The 24,833-nt window shown below is 64.8% G+C and carries 24 protein-coding genes; 4 read left to right on the top strand and 20 right to left on the bottom strand.

What is annotated here, in order from left to right; translation table 11 throughout:
- Nucleotides 1-162: 162 nt before the first annotated feature.
- The 5 genes from ltrA to ACTJKF_RS25600 form a co-directional block, all read right to left on the bottom strand.
- The gene (ltrA, locus tag ACTJKF_RS25580; RefSeq protein WP_440621833.1) at nucleotides 163-1,686 is read right to left on the bottom strand and encodes a group II intron reverse transcriptase/maturase; all 1,524 of its coding nucleotides are present in this window, start codon (nucleotides 1,684-1,686) and stop codon (nucleotides 163-165) included.
- Nucleotides 1,687-2,565: 879 nt separating this feature from the next.
- Entirely contained in the window at nucleotides 2,566-3,387 is an 822-nt protein-coding gene (locus tag ACTJKF_RS25585) for a fimbrial protein (RefSeq protein WP_440627201.1), read from the bottom strand.
- Nucleotides 3,388-3,775: 388 nt separating this feature from the next.
- Nucleotides 3,776-6,358: a fimbria/pilus outer membrane usher protein gene (locus tag ACTJKF_RS25590; protein WP_440627203.1), complete on the bottom strand. Its 2,583-nt coding sequence runs from the start codon at nucleotides 6,356-6,358 to the stop codon at nucleotides 3,776-3,778.
- A 269-nt stretch (nucleotides 6,359-6,627) separates the two neighbouring features.
- Nucleotides 6,628-7,371 (bottom strand): fimbrial biogenesis chaperone, encoded by a 744-nt coding sequence (locus ACTJKF_RS25595; protein ID WP_440627205.1) that lies wholly within the window; start codon nucleotides 7,369-7,371, stop codon nucleotides 6,628-6,630.
- Nucleotides 7,372-7,483: 112 nt separating this feature from the next.
- On the bottom strand, nucleotides 7,484-8,074 hold the full coding sequence (locus tag ACTJKF_RS25600; RefSeq protein WP_124493756.1) for a fimbrial protein: 591 nt from the start codon (nucleotides 8,072-8,074) through the stop codon (nucleotides 7,484-7,486).
- A gap of 555 nt (nucleotides 8,075-8,629) precedes the next feature.
- Here ACTJKF_RS25600 and ACTJKF_RS25605 point away from each other — a divergent pair.
- Nucleotides 8,630-8,938: a VF_A0006 family four-cysteine protein gene (locus ACTJKF_RS25605; RefSeq protein ID WP_440627207.1), complete on the top strand. Its 309-nt coding sequence runs from the start codon at nucleotides 8,630-8,632 to the stop codon at nucleotides 8,936-8,938.
- A gap of 114 nt (nucleotides 8,939-9,052) precedes the next feature.
- Here the strand turns inward: ACTJKF_RS25605 and ACTJKF_RS25610 are convergent, their stop codons facing one another.
- A complete protein-coding gene (locus ACTJKF_RS25610) occupies nucleotides 9,053-9,868 on the bottom strand; it encodes a MetQ/NlpA family ABC transporter substrate-binding protein (protein WP_440627209.1) in 816 nt (271 codons plus the stop codon).
- A 175-nt stretch (nucleotides 9,869-10,043) separates the two neighbouring features.
- Nucleotides 10,044-11,609, bottom strand: a complete 1,566-nt coding sequence (locus ACTJKF_RS25615; RefSeq protein ID WP_440627211.1) for a methyl-accepting chemotaxis protein — start codon at nucleotides 11,607-11,609, stop codon at nucleotides 10,044-10,046.
- A 212-nt stretch (nucleotides 11,610-11,821) separates the two neighbouring features.
- Between ACTJKF_RS25615 and ACTJKF_RS25620 the strand changes: the two genes are divergently transcribed.
- Nucleotides 11,822-12,112: a YciI family protein gene (locus ACTJKF_RS25620; RefSeq protein ID WP_440627213.1), complete on the top strand. Its 291-nt coding sequence runs from the start codon at nucleotides 11,822-11,824 to the stop codon at nucleotides 12,110-12,112.
- Nucleotides 12,113-12,233: 121 nt separating this feature from the next.
- Here the strand turns inward: ACTJKF_RS25620 and ACTJKF_RS25625 are convergent, their stop codons facing one another.
- The 5 genes from ACTJKF_RS25625 to ACTJKF_RS25645 are packed head-to-tail and all read right to left on the bottom strand — an operon-like array spanning nucleotide 12,234 to nucleotide 16,316.
- On the bottom strand, nucleotides 12,234-12,851 hold the full coding sequence (locus tag ACTJKF_RS25625; protein WP_440627214.1) for an SCO family protein: 618 nt from the start codon (nucleotides 12,849-12,851) through the stop codon (nucleotides 12,234-12,236).
- 18 nt (nucleotides 12,852-12,869) lie between these two features.
- Nucleotides 12,870-13,772 (bottom strand): heme o synthase, encoded by a 903-nt coding sequence (cyoE, locus tag ACTJKF_RS25630; RefSeq protein ID WP_440627216.1) that lies wholly within the window; start codon nucleotides 13,770-13,772, stop codon nucleotides 12,870-12,872.
- Nucleotides 13,773-13,780: 8 nt separating this feature from the next.
- Nucleotides 13,781-14,893: a COX15/CtaA family protein gene (locus ACTJKF_RS25635; protein WP_440627218.1), complete on the bottom strand. Its 1,113-nt coding sequence runs from the start codon at nucleotides 14,891-14,893 to the stop codon at nucleotides 13,781-13,783.
- 25 nt (nucleotides 14,894-14,918) lie between these two features.
- Complete coding sequence (locus ACTJKF_RS25640) at nucleotides 14,919-15,545, bottom strand: SCO family protein (protein ID WP_440627220.1); 627 nt, start codon at nucleotides 15,543-15,545, stop codon at nucleotides 14,919-14,921.
- A gap of 60 nt (nucleotides 15,546-15,605) precedes the next feature.
- Nucleotides 15,606-16,316 carry an SURF1 family protein gene (locus ACTJKF_RS25645; RefSeq protein ID WP_440627221.1) on the bottom strand — a complete coding sequence of 237 codons (711 nt, stop codon included), beginning with the start codon at nucleotides 16,314-16,316 and terminating at the stop codon, nucleotides 15,606-15,608.
- Nucleotides 16,317-16,400: 84 nt separating this feature from the next.
- Between ACTJKF_RS25645 and ACTJKF_RS25650 the strand changes: the two genes are divergently transcribed.
- Nucleotides 16,401-16,610 carry a twin transmembrane helix small protein gene (locus ACTJKF_RS25650; RefSeq protein WP_440627223.1) on the top strand — a complete coding sequence of 70 codons (210 nt, stop codon included), beginning with the start codon at nucleotides 16,401-16,403 and terminating at the stop codon, nucleotides 16,608-16,610.
- Nucleotides 16,611-16,796: 186 nt separating this feature from the next.
- On the opposite strand, the gene ACTJKF_RS25655 is transcribed toward ACTJKF_RS25650, so the two are convergent.
- From ACTJKF_RS25655 to ACTJKF_RS25690, 8 genes are all read right to left on the bottom strand, one after another.
- Nucleotides 16,797-17,654 (bottom strand): cytochrome c oxidase subunit 3, encoded by an 858-nt coding sequence (locus ACTJKF_RS25655; RefSeq protein ID WP_440627224.1) that lies wholly within the window; start codon nucleotides 17,652-17,654, stop codon nucleotides 16,797-16,799.
- 121 nt (nucleotides 17,655-17,775) lie between these two features.
- On the bottom strand, nucleotides 17,776-17,976 hold the full coding sequence (locus tag ACTJKF_RS25660; protein WP_063550509.1) for a DUF2970 domain-containing protein: 201 nt from the start codon (nucleotides 17,974-17,976) through the stop codon (nucleotides 17,776-17,778).
- Between the two features lie 16 nt (nucleotides 17,977-17,992).
- Complete coding sequence (locus ACTJKF_RS25665; RefSeq protein ID WP_440627226.1) at nucleotides 17,993-18,601, bottom strand: cytochrome c oxidase assembly protein; 609 nt, start codon at nucleotides 18,599-18,601, stop codon at nucleotides 17,993-17,995.
- A gap of 35 nt (nucleotides 18,602-18,636) precedes the next feature.
- A complete protein-coding gene (locus ACTJKF_RS25670) occupies nucleotides 18,637-18,777 on the bottom strand; it encodes a cytochrome oxidase small assembly protein (protein ID WP_006760728.1) in 141 nt (46 codons plus the stop codon).
- Nucleotides 18,778-18,868: 91 nt separating this feature from the next.
- Entirely contained in the window at nucleotides 18,869-20,476 is a 1,608-nt protein-coding gene (gene ctaD, locus ACTJKF_RS25675) for a cytochrome c oxidase subunit I (protein ID WP_440627227.1), read from the bottom strand.
- Nucleotides 20,477-20,519: 43 nt separating this feature from the next.
- On the bottom strand, nucleotides 20,520-22,115 hold the full coding sequence (coxB, locus tag ACTJKF_RS25680; RefSeq protein ID WP_440627229.1) for a cytochrome c oxidase subunit II: 1,596 nt from the start codon (nucleotides 22,113-22,115) through the stop codon (nucleotides 20,520-20,522).
- 56 nt (nucleotides 22,116-22,171) lie between these two features.
- Entirely contained in the window at nucleotides 22,172-22,696 is a 525-nt protein-coding gene (locus ACTJKF_RS25685) for a DUF2244 domain-containing protein (protein WP_440627295.1), read from the bottom strand.
- Between the two features lie 195 nt (nucleotides 22,697-22,891).
- Nucleotides 22,892-23,857 (bottom strand): methyltransferase domain-containing protein, encoded by a 966-nt coding sequence (locus tag ACTJKF_RS25690; protein WP_440627231.1) that lies wholly within the window; start codon nucleotides 23,855-23,857, stop codon nucleotides 22,892-22,894.
- 83 nt (nucleotides 23,858-23,940) lie between these two features.
- Here ACTJKF_RS25690 and ACTJKF_RS25695 point away from each other — a divergent pair, with 83 nt between their 5' ends.
- Nucleotides 23,941-24,753 (top strand): ComF family protein, encoded by an 813-nt coding sequence (locus ACTJKF_RS25695; protein WP_440627233.1) that lies wholly within the window; start codon nucleotides 23,941-23,943, stop codon nucleotides 24,751-24,753.
- Nucleotides 24,754-24,833: the final 80 nt, after the last annotated feature.

The following is a 24,833-nucleotide window of genomic DNA, read 5'->3' on the forward strand; positions in this document are numbered from 1 at the left end:
AGTCGGGTAGCAGCGACGCATTGCTGCGCCGCCGCCCCCTAAGAACCGTACGTGCGAGTTTCCCCGCATACGGCTCAAGCCTCTATAAGGCCAGTGATTAAACCAACCCGGCGGCACCACGTACCGACCGGCCTATGTACCTGCTTCATGGCAGCGTGCAGACTAGCTGCGGCCGTTGCCCTTGCGACGTGCCCGGGAGATCCGACTTCGAATCGCAGCGCGCTGCGCAAAGTAGGTGTACCACTCACGATCGTAGGGATTGGCGTCCGATTGGACTTTCGGATGTCGTTCGATGGGTGTACTCGCCGCTGTCCGGAGAGACCGGAGGATAGGGCGTCCGTTATCGTCCACATGATCAGTGGCGACGGCAAATACCCATTGCCTTAGCCCAATCCGATGAAAGTAACGTTGCCGCACCCATTCCGCAGGCTTCTTGGGATGGCGTCGCTTGGCCCATTGCCATATTGCGTACCAGATATGGCTGTCCACGCGGGTGAAGGCTTCCTGTGCAACGACGTGACGGTGGTACATTGCCCAGCCGGTGATCACAGGATTGAGGGCGTCGATCAGCACGTCCTGCGGTGCTGGTCTTAGCCTTCGGATGATGTCTCGAACCTTTTGCAGGAAGGACTGCACGTTCTTCCGCGCCGGCTTGATAAGCAGTTTCTTGCCGTATCGCCGGACGTTCTGGCCAAGGAAATCATAGCCTTCCGTCAGGTGGGTGATCTTCGTCTTCTCCGGGGCGAGTTCCAGTCCTCGAGATGCAAGAAACGTGGTGACTGCCGGGGTGACTGTGTCCTGCAACACTTCCCGACTCACTCCAGTGATGACGAAGTCGTCGGCGTATCGCACGAGATTGACCTTGTGAGCTACGCGATGTGACGGATATTTGAAAACGGACGATAAAACCTTGTCCAGCCCGTTCAGCGCAAAGTTGGCGAGCACAGGGCTGATGATGCCGCCCTGTGGCGTCCCTTCGGTCGTCCTCGCGAATACACCGTCCTTCAAGTAACCGGCCCTCAGCCATTTCGCCAACACGGCCTTGTCCGTCGGCACGTGCTTTAAGAGCCACGCATGGTCGATGTTGTCGAAGCAGCCGCGGATGTCCGCTTCGAGAATCCACTGCGCCGAGACCCGTGCGCCCCGGTCTTTTGGGTTGCCGTGGTATCGGGCGTTCATGAAGCATTGCGCTATCGCGTCATGGGTAGATCGCTCTTTTCGGAATCCATAGGATTGTCCATCAGAGATCGTTTCGGATACGGGGTCGAGGGCGAGCAGGTGAAGGGCCTGCATCGCCCGATCTCGCATCGTGGGGATGCTCAGCGGGCGCAGCTTGCCGGTACTCTTGGGTATATAGATACGCTTCAGCGGCAGCGGTTGATACCCACACCGCGTCAGCGAGCCTATTGCCATGTATTTGGCATCCGGGGTCGACCAAAGCACTTTGTCAACGCCCGGTGTACGTTTGCCTTGGTTTTCCGTCACTCGTTTAACGGCTAACGCTTTGCCGTAGAACGAGGTGGTCAGTAGCCGTTGCAGAGCCTTGACCCTGTTCCAGCGACCGGCCTGTGTCGCCTTCACGATACGCGCTTGCATTCTTTTGACCATGGCGTGGGCCGCGTCCCAGTCGATGCTGTGCCACGACGTACCTTGGTCGGCCAGTGCACACGTTGACAGCCCGTTCATTTGCTTTCTCGCCTTCAAAGATTACGCAAGTTATCTCGTGATGAGAGACCAGTTGGAAGTCTGCCCACTTTCGTGTCGAGCGATGTTTCAGCTCGTATCCCGGCCATTACGGCCTGGCGTTCGCTTTCTCCAACCTCCTTTACCCGCTCCGCCCGCAGCCTCCCTCGCGGTTGGCCTGCCCCTGGGGGCGACGAGATGGGCTTACCCTGTTCCGCTGTCGCAACGGGATGACGACGGTTTCCTCTTTACGCCGGCGACACCGTGGTCTGCGTGCATTCACCACAGACTGAATGCACCCGGTCGCGTAGCTTTTGCCCTCAGCCTGTCAGCATCTTTGGCTGGACTGTAATCACGACGCTTGCGAGAATTCACTTCCGTTAACCGTGCCACCCGAGCCCTTCCGGCTCCCGCGTCGATGCTTGCAGGTGTCGCCTTCGCCTCGCGGCTCGGGCTAGGCCTTGCGGCCCCAGTCGTTGTCCTCGATGCTCCGCACCCCGCCGTTACCAGCGACGCACGATCGAGTAGGCTACTGCTGGCAGAACAGCAGGTCCCGTCCAATTGCTATTGGCGAGACAGTTGTGATAGCGACTTTGCAGGTCGCGCCTGTATGGATATACAGTATATGGCAATGCGTCCACGCCGCACAGTACTGGTACGAAACCGGTATTTAATCAGACGAAAGACCGGTAACAAGCCGACGGGTCCGACATATGACGGCGCGTCGCCCCCGGCATCACCGGCGCACACGGCCCGGACGCCCGCCCCGCGCCAGGCGTCGCTGCGGCGCATGCGAACCGAATCGCGCAACCGGGCTGGTCGGCTGGGTGGGCCGAGCCGACCAGCCAACCGGCTCGGCGTGCCGAGGCGACCGATTCCGCGCTACTGATAAGAGAACGTGATCGTGCCGAGTGCTTCCACGATGCCCGGCGTAATCTTCTCGGCCGTCTTGACATATCTCGCCTCGAACGGCACCTGGATCATCGTGTTGGCCGTGGTGGAGCGTCCGACCAGCCACTGGTTCGTATTGCCCCTGGCCGACGAGTCGGGACCAAAACGCAACGGCGTATCGGACCCTTTTTTCAGGATCTGAATCCCGATGCCCGAAGCCCCCGACCCACGGCCAAGGCTCAGCACGTTGCTCGTATTCGCGGGATTCGTCACGTCGCTCAGGGTCGCGTAAATGCTCAGGTCCGCATCGCACCGCAGATCGAACGAGAATGGCGCCGACTTCGCCGTAGCGACATCGCCGACCGCTTTCAGGCTGCCGGAATAGAGGCTAGGCAGCGTCACCGTTCTGGACGTGCCGGACGTGATCTTGCACGTTCTGGCCGTGACGCTCATGTTCGCCGCGCTCAGCGGCGTCGACGCACTGCTGCCCGGCAGCAAATTCCCCTTGTACTTCAAGCGGAAATTGAAGAGCACCTGCCTTCTGGATGTATAGGAGCCCGTCGCGAGAGGCCCGACAGAAACATACGTCACCTTTGCGTTCAGCAGGCTTTTATCGATTGGAGGGATCGGTACCGACGTAGCGTCCGCGCCGATCGCAACCCATGCCCCGCCTGAATAGTCCGCAACCTCCACTGCGTATCCCACGCCAGGTATTCCCGATTCGAAAACGGCAGCGACTGCGCCGGTGCTCGTTTTGTATGTCACATTCGGGATGAGCACACCGGCCGGGCTGACGACGTACTCGTCATACATGCATGCTGTACCTACGCTGTTGGAGACCCGTGCAACCAGCGCTAGCCCAATCGTGGACGATGGAAATTGAGTGCCGAGAAGCGTTCCGTCCTGTGCCACGCTGAGCGTAGCCGGGAGTGACGGCGAAATGCTTGACGCATGGCTGCTCAGTTCGCAAGTGGCAAAGGCATACCCGGACCAGAGCAGCGGGCACAGCATCAAAAGGCGCGCAAACCTCGCCGCCGCCGTGGCACGCCTCGACGACCGTCGCGTGGCGCCGTCGGCGCCTGCATTTGTCCACTTCATATACGTTCCTGTCTGGTTTTGACCAACTGCCGGTGCATCGACTTCCGGCGAGCCATGAAGCCGGCCCGGTCCGATCAATGGATAGCGGCGCGTCTCGACGGCATCAAAGCGCCGCGCTCGTCTTCGCCGCACAAACACCCTTGAACTGCTCGAAGGCCCGGGCCTTGTTGCGCCCTTGCCGGACCGGCAGGTCATACGCGATGCGGCAGCCCGACACGCCGTCGTCGCCCCACTTCACCGTGAGTTCGCCCTTGTCCTTCAGGCCGCGTGCGAAGATCCTGCTCGCCTGCCCGACGACACCGAGGCTCTTGCCCGTTTCGTCGCTGACCGCCGCACCGAACGGCAGCGGCGTGCCGTCGGACCGAGTCGCCTGGATCACGGCCGCGCGCCCGGTGTCGGTGTCGAACTTGAGCAGCGGTACGGCGCCGGCGCGCGGCGCGACCTGCTGACTGGTTTCCTTCAATTCGACGTCCATCGAGATACCCTTCGGGTCGAGCTCGACGGTATTCATGTTGTACGGCGTGAGGTAAGGCACGATCGCATAGCCGCGGCTGTCGACCCGTGCGCCGGACGCGTTCGTGACGCGCGCGCCTTCCGCGCCTTTCGCCTCGATGATGCCGAAGGTTTCCGACAGCGGCTGCGACAGCGTGATGCCGCCCGGGTGGGCGACCACCGCGCCGCGAATGCCGATCGAGCCCTGCTGATAGGTCGAACTGCCGCCGGCGCTGAGATTGAGTTCGGCGAAGCGCGCACGGTACGTGAGGCTGCCGCTGCCGTCGGTGCTCGCGTTGCCCTGCCCGTTCGTGTGGTTCGCGGCGACGCTGTACGACAGGTCGTTGTCCACGCCGAGCGAGCCCGACAGCATCGATTGCAGCTGTGTGCGGCCTTCCGTATCGCGCGTCACGTTGCCCGTCAGCATCATCGGACTGGACTTGCCGAGCGGAATCGACACGCTCGCGTAGTACAGCGTGCTCGCCTGGTTGCCCTGACCGCGCTGGCGTGTCGCCGACAGGCTGTACGACACGTTCCTGAACGAGTTGTTGTACCCGACGGAGTAGTTGACGTCCGAGCCCGCGCGATTCCAGTAGTTCGACGCCGACGCGGTCACGCTCAGCTGCCCGCCCTTCTCGCCGAGACGCTGACTGACCATCAGCGACGCGCGATTGCGCTGCCGCCCGACGGTATCCACGGAATAGCCCATGCGGACCGCATCGCGCGCGCTCATCGCGTCGTTGAGGTTGAAATAGCCGTTCGTCGAATAGCGATACGCGGCGATCGACACGTCGGTGCCGGTCGGTGCGACGGACTTCGAATAGCTGACCCGCAGGCTCGAGCCGCTGAAGCGTTTCACGCCGGGAATCGACGTGGTGGCCTGCGTGAAGTCGACGCCGACCGCGCCGAATCGCGTATTGAACGCGCCGCCCGCCATGGCCGACGCGTAGCCCGCCGCGACCGTGAGGCCGCCATACGCGGTCAGCAGGTTCGTCAGGCCGCGCTGGTAGGTGAGCTGCGCGAACAGCGGGTTGCTGGTGTTCTGCTGGCTGCGCAGCGCACCCGCGACGAAGCTGTAGCGCTGAATGCCGGGACGCAGCGACAGCGGGACCGACGCATAGGGCACGGAAAACGTGTGCACCGACCCATCCGCCTCGGTGACGGACACGTGCAGGTCGCCGCCATAGCCGGTCGGATACAGGTCACTGATCTCGAACGGCCCTGGCGAAACGGTCGTTTCGTACAGCGTCACGCCGTTCTGGCGAATCGTCACCTTGGCGTTCGAGTTCGCGACGCCGCGCACGACCGGCGCATAACCGCGCAGCGAGTCGGGCAGCATCCGGTCGTCGCTCGACAGCCGCACCCCACGGAACTGCGTCGAATCGAACAACTCGCCGGACGTGAACGTCTCGCCGATCACGAGCTGCGACGACAGCGCCGGCAGATCCCGCTGCAGGTAGGTCGCGATATCCTCATAGTGGCCACCGCCGCGCTCGGACCACGAGTACGAACCGTTGTGGCGGAAATGCCAGTTGCCGACGTTGACGCCGCCGTTCAGCCCGAGATAGCCCTGCGTGTCCGCGCTGCTGCCCTTGACCTTCGCGCTGTAGACGTTCAGGTTGTAGTCGAGCATGCCGACGGGTACGCCGTCGCTCCATTGATCGGGGCTGACGTAGCCGCGCGCGCGGCGCACCAGCGACGCCTGCGGGATGCTGAGCGTCAGGCGCTGTTCGCCGAAGTCGAACGACGCGCTGGCCTCGGGCACGATCTGGCCGATACGCCGACATTCGCCCCTCACCGTGATCGCCTCCGCGATTTCCGCCGACACCCTGGCGAAGTCGACGCCGATACGGCGCAAGACCTTCTCGTCGAAGCAGGGTTGGGCTTCCGGCGTGTCCGGCGCGACCTTGAACGCGATGTCGTAACGACCTACCCAGTCCTGGCCGACGACGAGGTCGACGCCATACGTGCCCGGCGCGGTGAAGTTGCCGCGCTCGAAGTGCTTGATGTCGATCGCACGGCCGTTGCCATTGTTCACGAAATCCGGGTCGAACTGAACCTGCGCGAACTGCGTCTGCGCGAGGTCGACCTGCGCGACCTGCATCGTCATCGAATCGGCAGGCGCGGAATTGCCGGCGTCCGCGCGGCCGTCAGCCGACCACGCGGCGAGGCAGGACAGCACCAGCATGCACATCGGTTTGAGCCGAGGCAGGCAGGTTACGTCCGGGCGAGGATGTCGGATCGACGGGGTCATTCCGCAGGATTCCTATTGATGGTGAACTGGATTCGAATGCGAGAGCATTGGCGCTACCGCTCGGCACACGCGGCAAGCGGTGTCGATCCGGAGGTGAAATCTGACGTTGAATCGACGCAGGCTGCCGTTGAATCGGCGCACGTACGTGGACGTGAATGCCGCGTCAGCCGGCTGGCCAACGGCCCTGGCAGGCCGCAGCCCGACCGGCACTACCGCATCGCAACGGGTAGCTCGTTGTTGGTCGACGCACCCCAGTCGTTGATACTGCCGAACCGGACTTTCGCGTCCGGCGCCGGCGAGGCCTTGAGATCCGCAACGGGAAATTCGTGCGTGCCGCCGGGCAGGATATAGCCCGCACCGGCGTCGTATTGATGTGCGCCCGATTGGAGCTGGACGCTGCCGATATTGACGACGTAAGGCGTCGGGTTGGTCGCCTTCAACGTATAGCGGCCCGCCTGGCCGCGCTCGATCTGCCAGCGAATCTGCGCCGGCGCGTCGTGTGCCTTGCCCGGCAGACCTTGCGGGCGAAACATGATCTTGATGCGCGTCCGGAACGCGACCTGAAGCTGGTTGTGAGCGTCGCTTGCCGCAACCTTCGGCGGAATTTCCAGCACGTTGAGCCAGAAAAGCGATTCCTTGTCGGCGGGAAGCGGCTCGTTCGTATACATCAACCGCAGGGTTTGCCCCTTGTTCGGCTCCAGGCGGAACATCGCGGGCGTGAGCACGAACGGCGCGTCGATGGTGTCAGGCGATGCGTTCGCGTCGCCCTTGTCGATCCAGGCCTGGACCAACGCCGGCGCCGAACCTTCGTTCGACAGCTTGATCGTCACCTCGCGCTCGCCGCCCGGAAAGATGACGCGGGTCGCGGAAATCACGACGCTCGCGCTGGCTTGCGAAGCGATCAGGACGGTGGCCAGTGCGATGGCCTGCAGCGATTTGATGATGGCATTCATGATGACTCGGGCGGATTTCTAATCGTTGTGGCCGACTGGCGGTTCGGAGCGGCGGCGTGCGAAGCCCGCCGCCAGGCCCGCCGGCTGGCGGGCCTTCGGGTAAGCGCAAGACTTACTCGTAGGCGACCGTGTACTGAACCTTCGAATTCGCCGAACCGCCGACTGCCGCGCCCGTCGCCAGGTACTCGGCAAAGAAGTTCAGTTGGGCGGAACCGTCCGAGCCGATCGAGACGACCTGCGAGTTCTGGTCCGGTGCGTTCGCGCCGACCTTGATCACGTTCTGCTGGTCGTTGAGGATCTGCAGCACGACGTTCGTCGCCGCGGGCGCTTCGGCCGTGCCCTTGTCGAGCGACAGCTTGCCGTCGGCCGTCACGTTCGTGGCGTTCTCGAACGTAACCTGGACCTTGGTGGGGTTGCCCTTGGACTCCGCGGTGTCCACCGCGCAACCCGTCAGCTTGAAACCGAAGGCGGTGCGGCCAGCTACCGAGCCGGCCGCGTTCAGCGCGCCGGTACTGACCGTCGGCAGGGCCACTGCCTTGTTCGACGTGGTGCCTGCTGCGGCACCGTCGATCTTGCAGGTTGCCGCGGTCACGTTGCCGGTAAACGTGATCGTGCCGTCTGCCGCGTGGGCGGTCGACATCAGACCCAGGCCAGCCACGGCCAGCAGTGTCGAAATGACTTTGGTGCTAGTTGCGAGTTTCATTATGTTGATCTCAAAAACGGTTATTGACGATATGAAACGCGCATTCATCATTTCCGAAGCTTGTATTTAAATTGACGGGGCGCGGTTCATGTCTCATTATTTATTTTTCCATGACGGCGCACTATCTGACAAAACATGAAAGCGGGGCTCAAAATAATAGGACAAGTACTAAACTAGGTTTACCAAGATGCGTCATTGTTCATACCAATAAACAACCATCCGGCTTGAAGCCGGCGGCACGGGAAAGGCAGCATGGAAGCGCAATCGCGCCCGCCAGACACATGACGATGGCATGTCGATATATCGCCTCGCCATCTGAAAATTCTTTAAATAACTTTATTTTTCTTCGATCGGCGCGCGATATTCCACTTCAGTCCTTCTTTCGCACCGACGAAATGGCTGCGACGAGAGTCGGCGCCTCTTGCGCGCCGCTGCGCCGGGAAAGACACATTCGGCGGGCCAGCGACATGCGCCACCATCGGCGCAACGCGCCAGCCGCCCTTGCCGCTTTACGTTATGCTGTCCGCCGACCCGATCTACACCATCGGAGGGCACATGAACCGGGGAATCCGTGCGATCGCATGCGCGGCCGTCGCACTGGCGCTGCCGGGCGCGGCATTCGCGCTGACCGACGGCTATGCGCAATACGACGACTGCATGCTCAATGCGCTGCGCGAGAGCCGCAACGGCGCGGCGGCCCAGCTGATCCAGCGCTCGTGTGACGCGCTATACCGCAACAACGCGATGCTGCTGCCGCGCGAGCGACGCTTTCACGAGTGCGTCGTGCAGTCGCTGCCGGGCGTGCGCGACAACTACGCGATCCAGCAGATCATGTCGATCTGCTCGCGGCGCGGCGAGATGTGAGCCGGCGCCGAACGCCGGGCGCCGTCGCACCGTTGCGTGGCGACCGCGCCAATGAAAAAAGGGCCTGCGCGATGCAGGCCCTTTCGTTTCAACGGTCCGACTGGTATGCGGCGTTCAGAACGACGCGACCATCGAGCCCTTGAACTGCTTCTTGATGAATTCCTTCACTTCCGGCGACTGGTACGCCTTGACCAGCTTCTTCACCCACGGCTGGTCCTTGTCCTTCGCGCGCACGGCGATCACGTTCGCGTACGGGCTCGTCAGCGATTCGAGCGCGATCGCGTCCTTGGTCGGCTGCAGGTTCGCGGCGAGCGCGTAGTTCGTGTTGACCACGGCGGCGTCGACGTCCGACAGCACGCGCGGCAGTTGTGCGGCGTCGAGCTCGGAGATCTTCAGCTTCTTCGGGTTCTCGGCGATGTCGAGCACCGTCGCGTTGTTGCCGCCCGTGCCGGCGCCGGCCTTCAGCTTGATCACGCCTTGCGTCTGCAGCAGCAGCAGCGCGCGGTTCTCGTTCGACGGATCGTTCGGCACCGCGAGCTTCGCGCCTTGCGGCAGGTCCTTCAGCGACTTGAACTTCTTCGAGTACACGCCCATCGGCGAGATGTAGGTCAGGCCCGCGGTGACCAGCTTGTAGCCCCGCTGCTTCACCTGGCTGTCGAGGTAGGGCTGGTGCTGGAAGCTGTTCGCGTCGAGGTCGCCCGCATCGAGCGCCGCGTTCGGCTGCACGTAGTCGTTGAACTCGATGACCTTCACGTTCAGGCCTTCCTTCTCCTTCGCGACCTTCTGCACGACCTGCCACACTTCCGAATCCGGGCCGGCCACCGTGCCGACCTTGATGACCTTGTCTTCGGCGTGCGCGCCCGCCGACAGCGTCAGCGCGGCACCGGTGGCCAGCACGGAAAATACCTTCAGGAGACTGCGACGCTTCATCTGTTTCTCGCTTTCTTGCTAACTGAAATAGGGGCGCGATACGGGTATGCCCCGACTCGCAGGAAGGGGCAAATGGTGTCACAGGATCGGCCGGAAGTGAAATACATCCCGCTCATATGGGTATGCCCCGCGATGGTGCTCGACGAGGATGAACGACTAGGCCGTTAGTTGCATTTCAGCGAAGGCCGCCTGCATCGTCGACCTGGAATGCGCCGACTGCGCCGCGCAGTCGCCCGGCCTGCTCCTGCAGCGACGCGGCAGCCGCCGCAGCCTCCTCGACGAGCGCCGCGTTCTGCTGCGTGACCTGGTCCATCTGGGTGACCGCACGCCCGACCTGCGTGATGCCGCTCGCCTGCTCCTCGGACGCGGCCGCGATCTCGCCCATGATGTCGGTCACGCGCGCGACCGCCTGCAGGATCTCGCCCATCGTCGTGCCGGCCTGGCCGACCAGCGTCGAGCCGTTGCGCACGCGCTCGACCGAATCGACGATCAGCGCGCGGATTTCCTTCGCGGCCGTCGCGCTGCGCTGCGCGAGCGAACGCACCTCGCCCGCGACCACCGCGAAGCCGCGACCCTGCTCGCCGGCCCGCGCGGCCTCGACCGCCGCGTTCAGCGCGAGGATGTTGGTCTGGAACGCAATGCCCTCGATCACGCCGATGATGTCGGCGATCTTGCGCGAGCTGTCGTCGATCTCGCCCATCGTGCCGATCACGCGGTTCACGACGTCGTTGCCCGCCCGCGCGATCTCCGATGCGTTGTTCGCGAGCCCGCTCGCCTGCCGAGCATTGTCGGCGTTCTGCTTCACGGTTGCGGTCAGCTGCTCCATGCTCGCGGCCGTTTCCTCGAGCGACGCGGCCTGCTCCTCGGTGCGCTGCGACAGGTCGTCGTTGCCGGATGCGATCTCGCGGCTCGCCGACGCGATCGACTCGGCCGACTGGCGGATCCCGCCGATCGTCGCCTGCAGGCGCGCCTGCATGTCGCGCATCGCCGCCATCATGCTGGTGCTGTCGCCCGCGCGCACCGCCACCGGCCGCGTCAGGTCGCCCTGCGCGATGCGGGTCGCCAGCGACGCCGCTTCGTCCGGCTCGCCGCCGAGGCTGCCGCGCACGTTGCGGATGATCACGAGCATCGCCGCGCTGATCACGAAGCCGATCACGAGCACAACCGCGAGGTGCCCGAACAGCGTCCGGTAGTAGAGGGTATCGATGTCCTTCAGGAATACGCCGCTCGAGATGTTCCAGTCCCACGGCGCGAAGCGCGTGACGTAGCTGATCTTCGGCACCGCGGTCTCGCTGTGCGGCAACCGCCCGCGATACTCGGCGAAGCCGCTGCCGGTCGCCTTCGCGGCGTTCAGGATGGCGACGAACAGCGGCTTGCCGTCCGGATCGAGATAGTCGCCGACCTGCGTGCCGACCAGCTTCGGCAGCGTCGGGTGCATCAGCACGACGGGTTTCGAATCCATCACGAACACGTAACCCGAATCGCCGTAGCGCATCGCGGCCAGGCTCGCGAGCGCGTCGCGCTTCGCGTCGGCCTCGGGCAGCGTGCCGCCCTGCGCGAGCGCGTAATACGCCTTCACGATACCGGCGGCCGAGTCGACGAGGTTGGCGATGCCTTCCTTGCGTTCGGCGAGCATCGTCGCGCGCGTCTCGTACGCGCTCCATGCGCCGACGCCGAGTAGACCGATCCATACCAGCGCAAGCGCGAGCCACAGCTTGCGGTTCAAACTCATTCTGCTCATCTGCGTGCCTTGTTGTCGAAATCCATGCCCGCGTCGCGCGCGAACGGCCGGTCGCGCGCAAACGGTTGCCCCCGTAATTACGGCATCGAGAATTACAACTTGAATACACGCGTCTTGTGCCGCACGACGGCCGGCACGACACGGCACGGCCGCTGTGCTACAAAGACCGGCTGGCCGGCGCGCCATGTGCCGGCGACATTCCAGGGCCATCCATGTACGTCATCGACATCCATTACAACGCGTCGCTCGAACACATCGACGATGCGCTCGAACGCCACCGTGCCTATTTGCAGCCGCTGTTCGAGCGTGGCATCTTCATCGCGGCGGGGCCGAAGGTGCCGCGCGAGGGCGGCGTGATCCTCGCGGCCCGCATCGACCGCGACGAACTGGACGCGATCCTCGACACCGATCCGTTCGTGACCGAAGGGCTCGCGACGTATCGGGTCACCGAATTCAGGATCACGCGTGCCGCGCAGGGCTTCAACGTGCCGGCGCTGCCGTAACGCGAGCGCGCATGCACGCGCATGGCAAATCGAGGGGAAGCAGGACAATGCGTGACGGCGCGTCGCGGCCGTCACGCGTATCGCCGGGCGAGCGCCCGGGCGATCATGCGGCGCACGCCGCTCAGTCGACCAGCAGCTTCAGGTCGTGGACCCACGGGCCGGGGCCCTGGCCGTCGCGCACGAACAGGCGCAGCTTGCCGTCGCGATCGAACACGTAGCTCGCGGCGGTGTGATCCATCGTGTAGCTGCCGGGCGTCTTGCCGGGCACCTTCGCGTAGTACACGCGGAAATCCTTCGTGACCTTCTTGAGCGCCGCTTCGTCGGCCGGCCGCAGGCCGATGAACGACGGATCGAACGCCGGCACGTACTGGCCGAGCAGCGCCGGCGTGTCGCGCTCCGGATCGACGGTGACGAACAGCACCTGCACGCGCTTCGCGGCATCGGGCCCGAGCTGCTTCAGCGCTTCCGACAGTTCGGCCATCGTCGTCGGGCACACGTCCGGGCAGTGCGTGTAGCCGAAAAACATCACGACGGCACGGCCCTTGAAGTCGGCGAGCGTACGCACCTTGCCGGTGGTATCGGGCAGCGAGAAATCGGAGCCGAACTGCGTGTTGCCGGTGATGTCGAGATTCTGGAATTTCGGCGCGTTGTCGCAGCCGGCGAGCAGCATGGCTGCCGCGAATGCGCACGCGAGCATCCAGCCTTGGCGCGCGCGGCGCCCGAACCGTGAATGGAGCATTGCGTTCAAACCGTGCGGTTACACGCCGAGCAGCGGGCGTGCATAGTGATCGACGAGCAGCGCGGCGAACAGCAGCGACAGGTAGACGATCGAGTAGCGGAAGGCCTTGCGGGCGAGTTCGTCCGAATAGTCGCGGTAGATCTTCCACGCGTACGCGAGGAACACCGCGCCGAGCAGCACCGCGCTCACCAGGTAGACGGCGCCGCTCATCCCGGAAATGAACGGCATCAGCGTGACCGCGAACAGGATCACCGTGTACAGCAGGATGTGCAGCCGCGTGAACTTCTCGCCGTGCGTGACGGGCAGCATCGGCAGGCCCGCGTTTTCGTAGTCCTTGCGGCGATACAGCGCGAGCACCCAGAAATGCGGAGGCGTCCAGACGAAGATGATCAGCACGAGGATCCACGCATCGCCGGGCACCGCGCCGGTGACCGCGGCCCAGCCGAGCGCCGGCGGCATCGCGCCCGACGCGCCGCCGATCACGATGTTCTGCGGCGTCATCGGCTTGAGCAGCAGCGTGTAGATCACCGCATAGCCGACGAACGTCGCGATCGTCAGCCACATCGTCAGCGGATTCGTGAACGTATAGAGCGTCCAGGCGCCGAGGCTGCCGAGCGCGGCCGAGAACAGCAGGATCTGCGGCGTCGTGATCTCGCCGCGCGCGGACGGGCGCCACGCGGTGCGGCGCATCATCGCGTCGATCTTCTGCTCGACGAGGCAGTTGATCGCGAACGCGGCGCCGGCCAGCAGCCAGATGCCGACCGTGCCGCCGATCAGCACATGCCACGGCACCATGCCCGGCGTCGCGAGAAACATGCCGATCACCGCGCAGAACACGGCGAGCTGCGTGACACGCGGCTTCGTCAGCGCCATGTACTGCGAAAACCGGCTACCGGGCGATTGGGAAAGGGTGCTTTGCATGGGGACGGTCACGCCGGGGCGGCGTCGCGCGCAGGCTGCACGACACGGCCGGGGCGGCTTGAAAGGATGCGAAAGTTTAACATGACGACGAGCAGCAGCAGGATCGCGGCGCCGCCGTTGTGGGCGACGGCGACCGGCAGCGGCCACTGCAGCACGATGTTGGTCAGGCCCGTCAGGAACTGCAGCAGGACGACCAGCAGCACGCCGTTCGCGGGCCGCCGCAGCGACGCGAATCGGCGCATCTTCAGCGCGAACCCGGCCAGATACGCGACGACGACGAACGCGAACGTGCGGTGGGTCCAGTGGATCGCGACCAGCGCGTCCTGCGTGATCGCGTCGCCGTCCTGCGTCATCCCGAGCGCGCGCCACAGATGGAAGCCCTGCGCGAAATTCATCGGCGGGATCCACTGGCCGTTGCAGGTCGGGAAGTCGGTACACGCGAGCACCGCGTAATTGGTGCTCACCCAGCCGCCGAGCGCGATCTGCACGACCAGCAGCACCAGCGCCGCGAGCGCGGCCGCGCGGTAGCGGCCGGCCTCCGGGTCATGCGACGGCAGCGGCGTCTGCCGCGCCGCGAGCCAGCCGAGCGTGCCGAGCAGCGTGAGGCCGAGCAGCAGATGGGTCGTGACGATCACCGGCTGCAGCTTCATCGTCACCGTCCACGCGCCGAACACGCCCTGCACGACGATCAGCAGCAAGAGGCCCGTCGGCCACCACGGCGACACGTGCAGCGGGCGGCGGCGCAGCCGCGCGGTCCATGCGATCACGACCTGCGCGATGATCAGCACGCCGATCGCCATCGCGAAATAGCGGTGGATCATCTCGATCCATGCCTTCGACATGCTGACCGGGCCGGTCGGCATCGCCTGGTGCGCGGCCGTGATCGCTGCATGCGCGATGAACGGCGACGACGTGCCGTAGCAGCCGGGCCAGTCCGGGCAACCGAGGCCCGAATCGGTCAGCCGCGTGAAGCCGCCGAACATCACCAGGTCGAGGGTCAGGAAGGTGGTGATCCACACCAGCTTGCGGAACTTGTTGTCATCGGCCTTCACCCATACGTACGACAGCGGCAGCAGCGCGATGCAGAAGCCGATCAGGCCGAGTTGCAGTAGATACGTCATCGAATGTGTGCCTCGTGGTCTCGCCTTAACCGATGCTCGACCACTTCAGCAGCTTCGTGACGTCCGTCTTGATCTTGCTGGGGTTCGGGTTCTTCGGGAAACGCATCATCAGGTTGCCGTTCGGATCGACCAAGTAGATGTGGTCGCTGTCCTTCGTGCCGGCGTCGACCGGCAGCCATGCGGCAACCGCGGCCGGATCGGCGACCAGACGGCGCGTGTCGGGGTACGCGTCCAGCACCTTCTGCGGAATCGCGCCCGCATCGCTGCGCAGCCACACCATCGTGATCCGGTGCCGCTCGCCCGCCTGCGTGACGCGGATCTGGCGCATGAAATAGAGCTTTTCGGCGCATGCGTCATTGCACGCGCTGGGATCGGTCATCACGAACAGCCACACGCCGCGCAGCGACGACAGCGGCACCGTCTTGCCGGTTTCGTCGGTGACCTGCAGATCGGCCGGGATCGGCCGCTGCGGCTCGATCAGCGTGCCGTAGTTGGTCGAGCCGCCCTTCGGCTTGATCACGTAATAGGTGAAGTACGACGCGAGTATCGGCGCCGCGCACACGAGCCCGAGCAGCACGAGCATCCAGCGGGCGCGCTTGCGGGCCGCCGGCGAAACCGGCGCAGCGGCCGAACCCTGACGGGAAGATTGCATGGACAAATCAGACCTCTCGAAACGAATCCGCGGCGCGGGCGCCGCGTGCGGGCATGGCATTCACGCGTCGGCCGACTTCTTCGCCGCACGCCGCGCGGCGTACAGGCCGAAACCGAGCGCGGCCGCCGCCATGCCCCACCACTGAAACATGTAACCGTAATTGCGCTCGACGCCGAGCGTCGCCGCCGGCCAGTCACGCACGAGCTTGTCGCCGTCGTCGCTCGTCTGCTGGATCACGAACGGCTGCAGCGGCAACCCCGTTTCCTTCGCATACGCGGCGACGTCCAGGTTCTGCCGGATCTTCTGGTGCGCGGCCGAGCCGCCCTCGCCGAGCTCGAACGCGCGCGAGGCGTCCGCGCGCGCGATGCCTTCGACCTCGATGTCGCCGTCCGGCGTCGGGAACGGCTCGATCGCCGTGCGATCGGCGATGTTGCGCGGCAACCAGCCGCGGTTCACCAGCACGACGCCGCCGCCCGTGAGTTTAAACGGCATCACGACGTAAAAACCCGGCTGGTCGTTATACGGCCGATTGTCGAGGAACACCGCCTGCTCCGGCAGGAAGCGGCCCTTGGCCCGCACGCGGTGGAACTCGATCGACGCAAGCGGAATCCGCTGCGCGCCGACGTCGACGGGCGCCGCGTGCTCGTACTGCTCGATGTTCGCCTGGAGCGCTTCCTTCTGGTGCGCGCGGTCGCGCTGCCAGAAACCGAGGCGGATCGTGACCGCGACGACGATGAGAATCAGCAGCGCAGGCAGCCAGCGAATCTTCATCGGGCCACCCGCCAGGCGCATACGCGAAAGTGAAGTGCGATAATTATCCTCTTCCTTTCGAATTGCCATCGTCCGGTTCGTGTCATGCACATCTTCGTTCCCATCGCCTTCGTCCTCATCATCGCCAGCATGGGCTCGGCGCTCTACTTCATGATGCACGACCGCGGCCATACGAAACGCATGGCCTGGTCGCTCGCCACCCGCGTCGGACTGTCGGTCTCGCTGTTCCTGTTCATCCTGTTCGCGAACTGGATGGGCTGGATTCACTCGACCGGGCTGCCCATCGGGCGTTGATGCATTCATTGCCGCGGCCGCCGTGGCCGCTGTGACATTTCGCCGCACGGCGGCGCCACCAAGCAAAAGCGCCGCCTGACTGAGTCGCGGCGGCGCCGGGGTGGCGTTGGGCGCAAGCAGCCAGCCGCTGCCCCGTCCCCGCCAATGAAAACGGCCCGCGCATCGCTGCGTGGGCCGTTGTTCCATTTACAGCCAGTAGACGACGACGTACAGGCCGAGCCAGACGACGTCGACGAAGTGCCAGTACCACGCGGCGCCTTCGAATGCGAAGTGGTGATCCGGCGTGAAGTGGCCGCGAATCATCCGCACCAGCACCACCGCGAGCATCGTGCCGCCGAGGAACACGTGGAAACCGTGGAAGCCGGTCAGCAGGAAGAACGTCGAACCGTACACGCCCGAGTTCAGCGTCAGGTTCAGTTCGTTGTACGCGTGGTAGTACTCGAAGCCCTGCAGGAACAGGAAGCAGATACCGAACACGAGCGTCGCGGCCAGCCAGGCGATCGCCTTCCTGCGATGATCGTCACGCAGCGCGTGGTGCGAGATCGTCAGCGTCACGCCCGACGACAGCAGGAATGCCGTGTTCAGCGTCGGGATCGGCCACGGGCCCATCGTCTTGAAGTGACCGGCGAGCGCGGCGGGGCCTTCGTTCGGCCACACGGCGGAGAAATCCGGCCAGATCAGCTTGTAGTCGAGGCTGCCGAGCTGGTGCAGCGCGATTTCACGCGCATAGAACAGCGCGCCGAAGAAGGCGCCGAAGAACATCACTTCGGAGAAGATGAACCAGCTCATGCTCCAGCGGTACGACTTGTCGACGTTCTTGCCGTAATGACCGCCTTCCGACTCGGCGATCGCGTCGCCGAACCAGTGATACAGCGTGAAGAGCAACCACAGCAGGCCGAGCAGCGCCGTAAACGGCGCCCAGTCGAGACCGTTGATCCACAGCGCCGCCGACCCGAGCATGACCAGCAAGCCGATGGCCGCACTGATCGGATGGTGCGACGGATGCGGCACGAAATAGTACGGGGTCTGGTTTTGACCGCTCATGCTTGATTCTCCACTTCAGTCCAATTTGTGTACCGGAAACCGCTCCGGCTTTATTTCTTGCGCAGCACCGGGGCGCCGCGCACTGCATTCCTTTGTGGCCGCGAGCCGCTAGCCGCGCGCCTCAGCCCACGACCGCACGTACGATCAGGATCAGCACGCCGATGAACATGCCGGCCGCGATCAACGCGACGATCAGCACGTGCAGCGGATTCAGCTGCGTCGCGTCGGCCTCCAGGTCGCGCCGCTTGCGCACCCCGAAGAACGACCACAACACCGCTCGCAACGCCTGGCCGAACGATCCGCTCCGCTTGGTCTCCGTCATCGCTTCGCCCCCGTCGTCATGCGTCCGGCTTCGCCGCGCCCTGCGCCGCGGTCTTGCGCGGTGCCGGCGCCGGTGCGGCCGGCGTATTCAGCTCGAAGAACGTGTACGACAGCGTGATCGTCTTCACGTCCTTCGGCAGTTTCGGATCGATCACGAACACCACCGGCATCTTGCGCGACTCGTTCGCGGCCAGCGTCTGCTGCGTGAAGCAAAAACACTCGATCTTCTTGAAGAATTCCGTCGCCTGCTTCGGCGCGTAGCTCGGAATCGCCTGCGCGACCACCGGCCGGCCCTGCCCGTTGGTCACGTCGTACACGATCGTCGTCAGCTCGCCCGGATGCACGTCGAGGCTGTTGTGCTCCGGCTTGAAACCGAGCGGCCCGCGCGCATTCGCATCGAACTCGACCGACACCGTGCGGCTGTAGTCGACCTGCGAGTTCTTCGCCTCGCGTTCGCTGACATCCCGCTGCACCAGGTTGTTGATGCCGGTGACCTGGCAAATCGCGCGATACATCGGGATCAGCGCGAAGCCGAAGCCGAACATCAGTCCGGCCACGACGAAGAGCTTCACCAGCATCGAACGATTGAACGCGCGATCGACGGCGCCCTCTTCCGGCTTCGACATACGACTACTTCCTCGCTACTGCGTCAGTTACTGCATCAGTGAGTGGACAGCCACCACTGCTTGATCACGACACCCACAAAAAAAACGGCGGCGATGACGAGCAGGATGAGGCCGAGCCGCTTGTTGCCCGCGCGAATCTGTTCGGGCGTTCGTCTTTCTTGTGGATTCCGGTTCATCTGAAACGTCGCTGAAACTTCGCTGAAACATCGATTCCGCGCCCGCCGCGCCTGCCTGCACGGCAGGCAGCGGCGGAACGTCAGGTGAAACTTATTCGACGTGCGGCGGTTGCTCGAACGTGTGGAAGGGAGCCGGGCTCGGCACCGTCCACTCGAGGCCCGTCGCGCCATCCCACGGCTTGTCCGACGCCTTTTCCAGCTCGCCGCCACCACGGTAGGCCGGCAGCGCGACCGCGAACAGGAAGTACACCTGTGCGAGGCCGAAGCCGAATGCGCCGATCGTCGCGATCTGGTTGAAGTCCGTGAACTGCGCCGGGTAGTCCGCATAGCGGCGCGGCATGCCCGCGAGACCGACGAAGTGCATCGGGAAGAACGTCAGGTTGAAGAAGATCATCGACGCCCAGAAGTGGATCTTGCCGCGCGTCTCGTTGTACATCCAGCCCGTCCACTTCGGTGCCCAGTAGTACCAGCCCGCGAACAGCGCGAACAGTGACCCGGCCACCAGCACGTAGTGGAAGTGCGCGACCACGAAGTAAGTGCCGTGGTACTGGATGTCGAGCGGCGCCATGGCCAGCATCAGGCCCGTCAGGCCGCCGAACGTGAACACGAACAGGAAGCCGATCGCGAACAGCATCGGGGTTTCGAACGTCATCGAGCCGCGCCACATCGTCGCGAGCCAGTTGAACACCTTCACGCCCGTCGGCACCGCGATCAGCATCGTCGCGTACATGAAGAACAGCTGACCGGTGACCGGCATGCCCGTGGCGAACATGTGGTGCGCCCAGACCATGAACGACAGGATCGCGATCGAAGCGGTCGCGTACACCATCGAGCTATAGCCGAACAGCGTCTTGCGTGCGAACGCCGGGATCACCTGCGACACGATCCCGAACGCCGGCAGAATCATGATGTACACCTCGGGGTGCCCGAAGAACCAGAAGATGTGCTGGTACATCACCGGGTCGCCGCCGCCTGCCGCGTTGAAGAACGACGTGCCGAAGTGGCGGTCGAACAGCACCATCGTGATCGCGCCTGCCAGAACCGGCATCACGGCGATCAGCAGGTACGCGGTGATCAGCCAGGTCCATGCGAACATCGGCATCTTCATCAGCGTCATGCCCGGTGCGCGCATGTTCAGGATCGTCACGACGATGTTGATCCCGCCCATGATCGACGATGCACCCATCAGGTGGACCGCGAAGATCGCGAAGTCCATGCCCGGGCCCATCTGCGTCGACAGCGGTGCGTACAGCGTCCAGCCGGCCGCCGTCGCGCCGCCCGGCGCGAAGAACGAACCGACCAGCAGCACGGCCGCGACCGGCAGCAGCCAGAAGCTGAAGTTGTTCATCCGCGCGAACGCCATGTCGGATGCGCCGATCTGCAGCGGAATCATCCAGTTCGCGAAGCCGACGAACGCCGGCATGATCGCGCCGAACACCATGATCAGGCCGTGCATCGTCGTGAGTTCGTTGAAGAACTCCGGACGCATGATCTGCAGGCCCGGCTCGAACAGCTCGGCACGGATGCCGAGCGCCATCACGCCGCCCGACAGGAACATGATGAACGAGAACAGCAGGTACAGCGTACCGATGTCCTTGTGGTTGGTGGCCAACAGCCAGCGACGCCAGCCGTGCGGCATTTCGTGCGCGTGGTCGTCGTGCGCGTGGCCCGCGGCTACGTCGTGCCCGATGCTAGACATGAGAATCTCCTAATGCGAATACGTCGACTAACTCAGCGACACGTCAAGCCGCCGGCCCGATCTCGACCCGCCGGGCTTCCTTCGCGTCAGCCCCGCCCGTGATCGTTTCCGGCTTCTTGAGAATAATGTGGTCTTCCGCCACGCCTGCTGCCTTCAGTGCGTCGCGCACGGCTTGCGCACGATGCTTGGCGAGTTCTGCGTTCGCGTCGGCCGAGCCCGTCTTGTCGGTGAAACCCGACAGCGCGAGCTTCGCGTCCGGATGTGCCTTCGCATAGTCGGCCGCCGTGGCGATTGCCGCCTTCGCGTCGGCCGGCAGCACGCTCTTGCCCGTCTCGAAGTAGATCGTCGACAGCGCGGCCGATGCCGACGCTGCCGCCGGCTGCTCGGCTGCGCCCGACGCGGCTTGCGCCGGTGCCGAGGCCGCTTCGGCCGGCGCTGCCGCGCCTGCGGTGTCTTCCGGCATCTTGCCGTTGCGCGCGTCAGCCACTTGCTTCGGCTGCAGCAGGTCGTTCTTGTGGTTGCCCCACGAATTGCGCTCGTACGTGATGACCGATGCGATGTCGAGGTCCGACAGCGACGCCCACGACGGCATCGCGCCCTTGCCGTGCAGCACGCGCTCGACATGGCCGGCGATCGGGCCGTTCGCGATCGGGCTGCCGTCCATCGCCGGGAAGGCGCCGAGGCCCTTGCCGTTCACCTGGTGGCAAGCCGCGCAGTTCGCCTTGTAGACGTCCTCGCCGTGCGCGACGAGTTCGGCCATCGTGTAGACCTTGTTCGGATCGACCGCTGCGCTGGCCAGCTTGGCCTTCTGCGCGGTCACCCACTTCGCGTAGTCGTCATCCGACAGCACTTCGACCACGACCGGCATGAACGCGTGTTCCTTGCCGCACAGCTCGGTACAGAAGCCGCGGAACGTGCCGACCTTGTCGGCCTTGAACCACGTATCGCGCACGAAGCCGGGGATCGCATCCTGCTTCACGCCGAACGCGGGCACGTACCACGAGTGGACGACGTCGTTCGCGGTCGTGATGATGCGGATCTTCTTGTTGACCGGCACGACGAGCGGGTTGTCGACTTCCTGCAGATAGGTGTCGGTGATCGGCTTCTTGCCCATCACTTCGTCACGCGGGGTGCTGAGCGTCGACAGGAAGCTGATGCCCTCGCCCGGACCCTTCACGTAGTCGTAGCCCCACTTCCACTGGTAGCCGGTGACCTTGATCGTGAGATCGGCGTTGGTCGTGTCCTTCATCGCGACGACGGCCTTCGTGGCCGGCAGCGCCATCAGCACGACGATGATGAACGGCACGATCGTCCAGATGATTTCGACGGTCGTGCTTTCATGGAAATTGGCGGCCTTGTGGCCTTTGGATTTGCGGTGCGCGAAGATCGAATAGAACATCACGCCGAACACGCCGACGAAGATCACCGTACACAGGATCAGCATCATCGTGTGGAGATCGTAGAGCTCCTCGGCGATTTTCGTGACCGGCGGCTGAAAGTTGATCTCGTTGACGCGGGGGCCGCCCGGGCTATCACCGACCGCCAGAGCAGCGCCGGCAAAGAGCAATCCGCTGCATGCCAGCACGCCCGTGAGGGCTCGCTTGATTGTTTTCATAGCATCCTTACCCAAAATTTCCATTCAAACCCTCCCCCGTCGCAAGACGCCGGCCTGTTCCGGCCGGTGTCCGCGCCTCGTCAGCCGCAGCGCCTGAGCGACACGCGCAGCTCGTCGGCGAACTGCGCACGCTTGTACTGCGCGAGATGCTGCCCGATTACGACGGTCTGCCCGCGCGATACCAGTCGAATCGGATCGCGTGGCGTCGCTCCCGGCTCGACCCGCACCCAGCGCGGGTTGAATTCGATCTGCGTGAGCCGCTCCGCATCCATCCGCTCGATCACGAGCCGATGCGGGAACAGCCTGATGCGCTCGTAATCGACTGCGTGACGGGCATGGATCGCAAATGCAATACCGACCACCAGCAATTCGATTCCGGTAAAGGGCATGACGAGCCAGGCCCCCCGCCACATCAGCAATGCCGCGATCACCAGCGAGAAGCCCGCGAGCGACGCGTAAAACAGCACGAACTGGCGCGGCGACACCGAACAGTTGCGTTTCATCAGCCAGTCCGCGAGGACCGGTTCGCCGTTCGTCGTCTCCGCCAAAACCCTCGCTGCTTCCATCGCCGCCTCACGCGAATGGCATGCGATGCATGCCTGCATCGGACTCGTCGGACCGTATTGCGGGGACCCCGGGACGACAAGCTGACGCATTATAGGCGGGTTCAATGGCATCCACAAGCAAGCGGCTATCGGCCCGCGAGCCAAGCGCCACAAGCTTCCCGGCCGTTTTTGCCGCCAATTCGACCCCGCTTTGCGCCGCTAATTTCAGACATAACAAAACCCCTCTTTACCGCTTTACCGATTCTTCGGACGCCCCTTGCCGATATCTTCGATGCGCACGATCCCGTGCCCCTCGGCGGTCGTACGCGGCACGGCCTTCCACGCGTGGCCGTAGATCACCTCGAAGGTCAGGGCAATCGTGCCGTCCGCGCGCCGGCGCGCTTCCAGCGCGTCGCCGAGCGCCGCGCGAAAGCGCCGCGCCGCGTGCCGCGGGATGGCGCGGTCGAACGGATAGGCGCCCCAGCGGCGCACGTCGGCCAGCAGGGAATCGGGGGTCTTGTACGTGACGGTCAGCACTTCCTGGTCCATCACCGGAATCTCGAAACCGCTCTCGACGAGCATGTCGCCGAGGTCGTGCATGTCGACGAAATCGATCACGCGCGCGGCGTGCGGCGCGATGCCGAGCACCGCCTCGGCGTCCGCGCAGGCCGCGCGCAGCTCGCGCAGCGTGTCGGGGCCGAGCGTGCTGAACATCAGCAGGCCGTTCACGCGCAGCACGCGCTGCCATTCAGGGAACACCGTATCGGGACGCGAATGCCAGTGCAGCGCGAGATTCGACCAGATCAGGTCGAACGCGCCCGCGGCGAACGGCAATTCGGAGAAGTCGGCCTGCGCGACGCGCGGGCCGCGCGAGCCCAGCGCCCGGCCGAGCGACGCAGGCAGCCAGCGGCGCCAGCTCGTCTGCTCGACCTCGCGCTGCCCTGCCCGCGCGAGCATCGCGCCGGACAGGTCGACGCCGAACACCGGGGCCTCGGGAAAGCGCGCGCGCAGCGCCGGCAGGTCGTCGCCCGGGCCGCAGCCCGCGTCGAGCACGGCCGCGGGGCTCACCTTGATGTATTCGAGGCGCTCGTTCATCCGCTGCGCGATCTCGCGCGGCAGGAACGCAACCGCGTCGAACGCGTCGGCGCGGCGATCGAAGATCCGCCGCAAACGCCGGGCGTCATTGGCCGGACGGCCGGTTGAAGTCGAAGCTGGGGACATGTCGGGCACACTGGCGAAGAGCCCGAAGTATACTCGCTCGCCTCGCGGCCTTCAGCGAGGCGGGGCCATCAGGAGTGTTCGCGATGGATCGCCGTTCCGCCCCGCGCCCGATGCGCGTCGTTTTGTCGCAGCTTCGTGCACTCGCCGTGCGCGTCGTCACGGTCGCGTTGCCGAATCGGTGCGCGCTGTGCGGCAATTTGTCACACACGGTGATTTGCGGTGCCTGCGACGCCGCGTACTGGAATGAAGCACGGCTGCGCTGCGGCGTCTGCGCGGTGCCGCTGGGCGTCGGGCGGCCGCGTTCACACGGCGCCGCCGGCCGGCACGATGGCGCGGGCCCCGCGTCCGCGTACCGGTGCGATGCGTGCCGCGCGAACCCGCCGCCGTTCGACGCGACGCTCGCGCTCGCCGATTACCGCGCGCCGCTCGACGGGCTCGCGCGCGGCCTGAAGTTTCATGCGCGGCTCGCGCTCGGCGCGGAATTCGCGGCCCGGCTCGCGCAGCGGATCGACGACACGGACGCGATGCGCACTGCCGGCGGCTTCGACCTGATCGCGCCGGTGCCGCTGTCGCACGGACGGCTCGTCGCGCGCGGCTACAACCAGGCGTGGGCAATCGCGCGGCCGCTCGCGCGCCGGCTCGGTGTGCACGCCGACGCCGCGCTGCTCGCCCGCGTGACCGAAACCGCGCCGCAGTCGCGGCTCGACCGGCGCGCGCGGCGCGACAACGTGATGGCAGCGTTCGCGGTGACGCGCAACCTCGCCGGCCGCCACGTGGCGCTCGTCGACGACGTGATGACGTCGGGCGCGACGCTCGCGGCCGCCGCGCACGCATTGAAGGCGGCCGGTGCCGCGCGCGTGACGAATCTGGTTGCGCTGCGCACCGCCAGGGATTAATTAGATAGAGATTAGAGAAGCCGGCCGCCCGCATGCGGCGGCGGCCGTCACGAACCGGCCGGCCGGGACGGAATGCAGGT

Source organism: Burkholderia sp. 22313 (assembly GCF_052045245.1).
Taxonomy (GTDB): domain Bacteria; phylum Pseudomonadota; class Gammaproteobacteria; order Burkholderiales; family Burkholderiaceae; genus Burkholderia.